Genomic DNA, 4313 nt, shown 5'->3' with positions numbered 1-4313 from the left:
CGGTGAGCCATCGCTTAAGTAAACTAGAGCGTGAGCTTGCTACAGTACTTGTTTTTAGAGATAGCAGGCGAGTACGGTTATCTCCCGCAGGTGAAATATTTTATACGCGTGTGGGGGCTATAATAGAAGCCCTTCACGATGCTGAACATAGTATTGGCGCGCGCAGCTCATCGGTGAGTGGTTTACTACGCGTGACCATGCCGCCTTGGGTTTTTTCAAAATACGTAATGCCTAAACTCAATGAGTTTGAGCAAGCTTACCCTGAACTAAAGCTTGATTTTTTAATAACGGATCATTTTGTAAATGTGGTTGATGACGCTCAAGATGTTGCAATTAGGGTGGGAAAATTAAATGACTCAGGATTACTTTCTCGTAAAATCGTAAACAATAGTCGCATACTGTGTGCAGCCCCTAGCTATATAGAAAAGTACGGCATGCCTGAAAATTTAACGCAATTGAGTGAGCATTATTGGGTTTGCCTGCCGTGGCAACGCCAGTTAAAGCTTTTTGACGAACACAAAAAAATACATACCTTTAATGCTAAAACTCGTTTTACTATTTCAAACTCTGATAATATGACACAAGCTGCCATTGCAGGTCATGGTATTGCTATTAAATCAAAAATAGCGATTAATGAAGATCTTAAAAACGGTATTTTGGTTGAAGTTATGCCAGGGGTAATGGCACAAGATGATGCACCGGTTTGGTTTTTACGTCCGCAAAATAGTTTAACAACCCGCAAAACCGATGTATTTTATGATTTTATGAAATCACTATTTTTGAGCTGCGAATAAGCGTTTAAATGAGCGTTTTACTCCAATTAAAAACAAATAACCAGTAAGCTCTGCAAGCAAGGCAACAATTATGGCTGCAACAATGGCGGCTATAATAGAGTCTTTTTTCAAAATGATTTGACCTTCAAAGCGTTGCCATACTTGTTGCTTTATATCGCTCATGCCACTGATCATAGTAAATATATACGGAGATTTCTCAAACCTATTTACGGCTATCTGTAAATCTTGCTGTCGCTCGTAAAGAGTACTGATATTACTTGCCCCTTTGTTCACAATTTCATCATCAATATTTTGATAGTGTTTTATTAGCTTAGTTAAATCATTATTGAAATACTTAGCTGCATCGCTTTTAAAAGGCGCAACGGCATTGTTAGCTTCAATTAACTGGGCTGATAATGCTTGGCCAAAGCCACTTACAAATGCAGGTATTTGCACTCCAAGTAGTAAACCGAATGCAAAGAAACTAAGTCGTATATAATCTAAAAGTTTACTCATTTATCTTCCTATGCATTTAAATAACCCAGAATTAACATTTGAGCTTGTTTTTATGTCAAAAACTCGTAATCTATTGGGGCGTGTTAACCTTTGTGAATTGAACCCAAAGGGCAGCGCATGTATGGTATTTATGCTGCTTTATCACCTATTTATGGGGAGTAACCACACTACATAGGCTCTGCCTTGCCTAAATACCAAACGTACTGCTGCAAATTCAACCACGAAAGGCCAACACGCCCTAATAATAAAAATAACAACAGGTGGATGTTAAGGATGACGAAAAAAGTAAAGTTCACGTCAACATTTGTTGATATTTCTAAACAGCTCAAACGTTTTGTATCGCGCATTGTTCAACCCGACGATGTAGAAGATATTGTGCAAGAAACTTTTGTAAAAAGCTATGAAGCTGATTTAAAACAAGACATCCAGTTTACCCGCAGTTATATGCTAAAAACAGCAAAACATCTAGCACTCAACCATATAGCTAAGTGGGACAATAAATTTAATGATTCGTTAGAAAACGATAACGAATTGCCCGTATTACTCAAATCAATGAAGCTCGAAGACGAATACACATCTAAAGAGCGTTTTTTACTTTTTTGTAGAGCTACTGAGCAACTAAGCTCATCGATTCGTAAATGCTTTATATTAAAAAAAGTTTACGGTATGAGCCAAAAAGAGATAGCAGACCAAATGCAGTTAAGCCAAAGCACTGTTGAAAAACACATTGCCAAAGGATTGTTACAAACCATGTTATACATGCGTGAACATGAGCAAAGCCCTCAAACGAACCCTAAAGCTCAGGCACATCCTATATCCGTTAAGAGGGTCGCAGAATGAGTAATGTTCATCAATTTAATTCAAAAGATTTAATCTTAGAAAAGTCATGTGATTGGATAAGCGCGATTGATCGTGGTTTAACTGATGATGAAAAAGAGCAATTTAAATTATGGATGATGCAAAGCACTGCACATCAAGACTCTATATACGAGCTTGCTCAGCTTTGGGATGAGCTTTCAGTATTAAACGAATTAAGTCATTTATTTCCTCAGCGCAACAATACTAAAACATCAAAAAACAAGTGGATGTTTTCTTATTCAATTGCAGCGAGTTTGTTTGCAGCGTTAATGGTATGCAGCTACTTATTAATTAACTTAGAAAATGGCTACAACCAAGAGCTTGCAAAAGTTAATTACACTAAAATTTACAAAACAAAAGTAGGTGAGCAAGCAACGTATGTATTGCCAGACGGCACCATAGTGCAGCTTAATACTAATAGCTTACTAGAAGTTGCTTATAGTAAAGGCCGCAGGCAGTTATTACTTAGTCGTGGAGAAGGGCGCTTTAATGTAGCAAAAGATGCCACGCGTCCGTTTAGTGTTATGGCTGGTGATAAAAGTTTTACCGCGTTAGGCACGGTATTTAATGTACAACGCAATACATCATCAGATTTAGAGCTGGTGGTTACTGAAGGCAAAGTGATGATCACCGATCCAAGTGTAGCGGTTGATGCAAATGACTTTAAAGATTATCAACTTGCAGATAATAGCACGAAAAAAATTCGTCAAATTAATGCCAATATTGTTACCTCAGGCGAAAAAGCAGTTATTGAGCAAAGTGTTACAAAACCAATTACGCAGCTTTCAATGAACGACGTACAACGCGATTTGGCATGGCAAAACGGGATGCTTATTTTTAATGGAGAAGAGCTAAGCGATGCTTTAAATGAAGTAAGCCGCTATACAGCCACACGTTTTGAGCTTTCATCAGCTGAGCTTGCCAGTATTAAAGTGGCTGGAGTATTTAAAGCGGGTGACGTTGAAGGTTTACTAGAAAGTTTACAAACTAACTTTTCGATTGATCATGAGCGTTTAGGTGAGCATGTAGTAACGCTAAAACACCATACAGAATCATAAGTAGACGTTATGCAAATCAAACTAATGTTAGGTAAAGTTACATCAATAAAGATTGAACGTAAAAAAAACATTAAAAAAAAGAAACAAACCCATAGAGGATTTTTGTTTGTCAGCTGTTTATATAAGTTGCGCAGTAACCAAACGCATTTATTGAGTGGATTTAGTGTGCTTGCACCGGCTATTTTTAGTTTAAGTGTACAAGCAGCAACACAAACCACTGGGCAAATGGTGCAATTTGATATAAAAGCGCAGCGAGCAGACAAAGCCTTAATTGAATATGCTAAACAAACAGAGCAAACCGTGGTGTTTTCTTATGAGTTGGCAAAGCAGTATGACGCAAATTCAGTTTATGGATTTTACACTCAGCTAGATGCTCTAGAGGCATTATTAGGTGGGACTGAGCTCGATGCGGTTGTTGATCAAAATGGTTTACTGAGTATAAAACTCAAACAAATCAACAGGAATGATAACAACATGATGAAGCTTTCAGCGGTCAGTGCAGCAGTATTACCAGCTTTACTTGCAGTAAATTCGCAAGGTGTAAACGCAGCAGAAGAAGTCGCTCAAGAAAAAATTGAAAAAATTGCTATTGTCGGTAGCCGTGTAGCAGGGCGTTCAGTTGAAGATTTACCCGTTCCAGTAGATATCTTAAGTGCAGAAGCGCTTGAAAATACAGGCCAAACAGAAGTTGGTCGTATGCTACAGTCTATCGCCCCTTCATTTAACTTTTCAAGCTCTGCAATTAGTGACGGTACTGATGCTTTAAGACCTGCGACACTTCGCGGTTTGGGCCCCGATCAAACATTGGTGTTAATTAACGGCAAACGTCGTCATCAAGCAAGTATTATTCATATTAATGGCTCTGTTGGGCGTGGTACCGCAGGTACTGACATGAATGCAATTCCAGCTTCTGCAATTAAACGCATTGAAGTATTACGTGATGGCGCTGCTGCTCAGTATGGTTCTGATGCAATTGCAGGTGTTATTAATATTGTGCTTAAAGATGGTAGCGAAGGTGGCAAAGCGGCTATTAACTACGGTCAATATTCTGAAGGCGATGGCGAAACCATTAACCTTGATTTTAATAAAGGCTTTGCGCTAGGTGATG

General features: G+C 38.5%; 5 protein-coding genes. 4 read left to right on the top strand and 1 reads right to left on the bottom strand.

Translation table 11 applies throughout. The features are described from left to right. On the top strand, positions 1–794 hold a 794-nt coding region (locus tag H5072_RS12810; protein ID WP_182693729.1), incomplete at its 5' end, for a LysR family transcriptional regulator. On the opposite strand, the gene H5072_RS12805 is transcribed toward H5072_RS12810, so the two are convergent. Next, the gene (locus H5072_RS12805; RefSeq protein ID WP_182693728.1) at positions 774–1289 is read right to left on the bottom strand and encodes a DUF2937 family protein; all 516 of its coding nucleotides are present in this window, start codon (positions 1287–1289) and stop codon (positions 774–776) included. The genes H5072_RS12810 and H5072_RS12805 overlap by 21 nt on opposite strands. 273 nt (positions 1290–1562) lie before the next feature. Here H5072_RS12805 and H5072_RS12800 point away from each other — a divergent pair, with 273 nt between their 5' ends. The 3 genes from H5072_RS12800 to H5072_RS12790 form a co-directional block, all read left to right on the top strand. Beyond that, positions 1563–2129 (top strand): RNA polymerase sigma factor, encoded by a 567-nt coding sequence (locus H5072_RS12800; RefSeq protein ID WP_002961494.1) that lies wholly within the window; start codon positions 1563–1565, stop codon positions 2127–2129. Continuing rightward, positions 2126–3205: a FecR family protein gene (locus H5072_RS12795; RefSeq protein WP_024603563.1), complete on the top strand. Its 1080-nt coding sequence runs from the start codon at positions 2126–2128 to the stop codon at positions 3203–3205. Before H5072_RS12800 ends, H5072_RS12795 begins: the two co-directional genes overlap by 4 nt. Before the next feature lie 9 nt (positions 3206–3214). Further along, positions 3215–4313, top strand: a 1099-nt coding sequence (locus H5072_RS12790) for a TonB-dependent siderophore receptor (RefSeq protein WP_182693727.1), incomplete at its 3' end; no start/stop codon positions are given.

Origin of the sequence: Pseudoalteromonas sp. SR45-5, from assembly GCF_014163565.1 — a bacterium.
GTDB lineage: Bacteria > Pseudomonadota > Gammaproteobacteria > Enterobacterales > Alteromonadaceae > Pseudoalteromonas > Pseudoalteromonas distincta.
The sequence above is the reverse complement of the archived record's forward strand: the minus strand, read 5'-3'. Positions and strand labels throughout refer to the sequence as shown.